This window comes from Psychrobacter sp. T6-1 (assembly GCF_052258445.1).
The window spans coordinates 1-3,617 of record NZ_JBQQFC010000256.1; the positions used below are offsets into that span (position 1 = coordinate 1).

Consider the following 3,617-nt stretch of genomic DNA (forward strand, 5'->3'; position numbering starts at 1 on the left):
AGTGATTAAGTGTACTCTAAGTCGATAAAGATTCAATCATTTTACAATTTCTATTTTAAATTTGGGCAATCATAAGCCTACCCTCTACGCAAGGATACTACTATGTCATCATCAGCTGGCGCACGCTTTCGCAGTGCGATGAAAGAGCAGAACAATAATAACTTACCGCTACAAATCGTCGGCACTATCAATGCTTATACGGCGATGATGGCCACTCAAGTGGGTCATAAAGCCTTGTATCTCTCAGGTGGCGGCGTTGCTAATGCCTCTTTTGGTCTGCCAGACTTGGGTATGACGAGCCTTGATAACGTCTTAGAAGATGCGCGCCGTATTACAGATGCGGTAGATACCCCGTTACTAGTCGATATTGACACTGGTTGGGGCGGCGCTTTTAACATTAGTCAGAGTGTCAAAAAAATGGAAAAAGCTGGCGTGGCGGCGGTGCATATCGAAGATCAAATCGCCCAAAAACGCTGTGGTCATCGTCCTAATAAAGAAATCGTCAGCATCTCAGAGATGGTCGATCGTCTAAAAGCGGCTCTTGACGCCAAAACAGACCCTGATTTTGTGGTAATGGCTCGTACTGACGCGCTATCTGTTGAAGGTTTAGATGCCGCTGTTGAGCGCGCCGTTGCATTCTCTGAGGCAGGTGCGGACATGATATTCGCCGAAGCCTTGACCGATATCGAGATGTATCGTAAATTTACCGACGTACTCGACATCCCTGTCCTTGCCAATATGACAGAATTTGGACAGACTGACCTCTACACCACTGAGCAACTTCATGGCGTGGGTGTCGATATGGTGCTCTACCCTCTATCTGCGTTTCGTGCGATGAACAAAGCGGCGCTTAATGTCTATCAGCATCTACTCGATGACGGCACGCAAGAAAAAGTCGTCGATACCATGCAAACGCGTATGGAGTTATATGATTTCTTAAACTATCATGAGTTTGAGCAAACGCTGGATAAATTATTTGCCGATAGCAAATAAAACAGCATTCGTAAGTCTATGTTAGTAAGTCAATTCACTGTACCACCAAGCCACCAAAAAGGAATGTATTATGGCAGCAAAAAAGGAACTCTCAGGCGCAGGATTGCGCGGTCAGGTTGCAGGCAAAACCTCACTATCTACCGTTGGTAAATCAGGCTCAGGTCTGACGTATCGTGGTTATGATGTGTCAGACTTGGCAGAGAAATGTATCTTTGAAGAAGTGGCATACTTGCTACTTTATGGCAATCTACCCACTCAAAGTGAGCTAGATGATTATCAAGCCAAGCTCAAAACACTGCGCGGTCTACCGCAAGCGCTTAAAGACGTATTAGAGCGTATTCCAGCAGATGCTCATCCAATGGATGTACTGCGTACTGGTTGCTCAATGCTGGGTAATCTTGAGACCGAAACCGACTTTGAGCAAGAGAACGATAAGACCGATCGCATGCTCGCGGTATTCCCATCTATCATCAACTACTGGTATCGCTTCACGCATGATAACGAGCGTATCGAGACCCAAACGGATGACGACACTATCGGCGGTCACTTTTTGCATCTGTTAAAAGGTGAGAAGCCAAATGAGCTCCATACCAAAGTGATGAACGTCTCACTTATCTTGTACGCTGAGCACGAGTTCAATGCGTCAACCTTTACCGCACGCGTATGTGCCTCTACCCTCTCTGATATCCACTCTTGTATTACAGGCGCTATCGGATCCTTACGTGGTAACTTGCATGGCGGCGCAAATGAAGCGGCGATGGATATGATCCAAGATTTCAAATCGCCTGATGAAGCCGAAGAAGAGATGATGGCGATGCTTGAGCGTAAAGACAAGATCATGGGCTTTGGTCATGCGATCTATAGCGAGTCTGATCCGCGTAACGTTATCATCAAAAAGTGGGCTGAAAAACTCGCCGACGATGTGGGTGATACCGTCTTGTATCCAGTATCAGTACGCTGTGAAGAAGTGATGTGGCGCGAGAAAAAACTGTTCTGTAATGCAGACTTTTTCCATGCCTCAACGTACAACTTCATGGGTATTCCAACCAAACTGTTCACGCCGATATTTGTGTGCTCACGTCTGACAGGTTGGGCCGCTCACGTCTTTGAACAACGCGCTAACAACCGTATTATTCGCCCAAGTGCGGAGTATATCGGTGAAGAGCCAAGAGACGTGCCAGATATTGCTAATCGTTAATCTGTCTTTTTAGCAATTATCGCTTAACGGTCAAGTCGCTTTGTTTACAGACTTGGCCGTTAAATTTATATACTCATCACTTTTGTTTATTTAGCAAAACTTATTATCAACCATAAATTTTGCTAAATAAATTATCCCTTCTCACCTATAAAGGAAAGCACGCCATGAGTACCGATAGCAAGCAGCCTTTAACGCAAGTTAATCCGCAAACCATGAATGAGCAATACAAAAAGCCGTTGCCGTCTTTAGATGAAAGCAGTACTGATTTGCATTACTTTGATGTCGAACAAGCGGTTAATGATATTGAGCCAGGTGCTTATGCCAAGCTACCTTTTAGCTCAAAAGTATTGTGCGAAAACTTAGTACGCCGCTGTCCACCAGAGGACTTAACCGAAGCCTTGTCACAGCATATTTACCGTAAGCAAGATGTTGATTTTCCTTGGTATCCTGCTCGCGTCGTCTGTCATGATATCTTAGGTCAGACTGCCTTTGTCGATTTGGCAGGTTTGCGTGACGCTATCGCAGCTGAGGGCGGTGACCCATCCAAAGTCAATCCAATCGTGCCCACGCAATTGATCGTCGATCACTCATTAGCTGTTGAGCACGCAGGCTTTGAAGAAGACGCCTTTGAGAAAAACCGCGCTATCGAAGAGCGCCGTAACGAAGACCGTTTTCACTTTATCAACTGGTGTCAGTATGCCTTTGATAACGTCAACGTCGTGCCGCCCGGTAACGGCATCATGCACCAGATTAATCTTGAGAAAATGTCACCCGTGGTACAAGTGGTCGCCGACCAAGACGGTGATGCCATTACCTTTCCTGATACCCTAGTGGGTACTGATAGCCATACACCTATGGTTGATGCCTTGGGTGTTATCTCTATTGGTGTGGGCGGGCTTGAAGCTGAGAGCGTGATGCTAGGCAATCCCTCCTACATGCGTCTGCCAGATATCGTTGGCGTTGAGTTGACAGGTAAATTACAAGAAGGCATTACGGGTACGGATTTAGTCCTAGCCATGACCGAATTCTTACGAGATGAGGGCGTTGTATCCGCCTATCTAGAATTCTACGGTGACGGTGCGCGCAACCTTACCGTTGGCGACCGTGCTTCTATCTCAAATATGACACCAGAATATGGTGCAACCGCAGCAATGTTCTCTATCGATGAGCAAACGATTGATTATCTACGTCTAACGGGTCGTACCGAGCAGCAGATCAAAACTGTGGAAGCCTATGCTAAGCAAACCGGCCTGTGGGCTGATGGCATGGTTGATGCTGAATATGATCGTATCTTACGCTTTGACTTATCCAAAGTCGTGCGTAATATCGCAGGCCCATCACGTCCGCACGCTCGCGTCTCGACAACTGATTTGGTCAAAGAAGGTATCGCTCATGGCGAAGGTAATAAATTGCCTGAGCCAAAAGA

The 3,617-nt window shown here is 46.4% G+C and carries 3 protein-coding genes; all 3 read left to right on the forward strand.

Annotated features, from left to right (window positions below):
- Positions 1-102: 102 nt before the first annotated feature.
- Positions 103-993 (forward strand): methylisocitrate lyase, encoded by an 891-nt coding sequence (gene prpB / locus ACTXGO_RS11180; protein WP_317199424.1) that lies wholly within the window; start codon positions 103-105, stop codon positions 991-993.
- 70 nt (positions 994-1,063) lie between these two features.
- Positions 1,064-2,191, forward strand: a complete 1,128-nt coding sequence (gene prpC / locus ACTXGO_RS11185; protein ID WP_317199423.1) for a bifunctional 2-methylcitrate synthase/citrate synthase — start codon at positions 1,064-1,066, stop codon at positions 2,189-2,191.
- A gap of 212 nt (positions 2,192-2,403) precedes the next feature.
- Positions 2,404-3,617, forward strand: a 1,214-nt coding sequence (locus tag ACTXGO_RS11190) for an aconitase family protein (protein ID WP_443574537.1), incomplete at its 3' end; no start/stop codon positions are given.

Bases quoted from the DNA above. Each gene is read 5' to 3' on its own strand.
- prpB (WP_317199424.1), top strand. From the start codon at position 103: ATGTCATCATCAGCTGGCGCACGCTTTCGCAGTGCGATGAAAGAGCAG.
- prpC (WP_317199423.1), top strand. From the start codon at position 1,064: ATGGCAGCAAAAAAGGAACTCTCAGGCGCAGGATTGCGCGGTCAGGTT.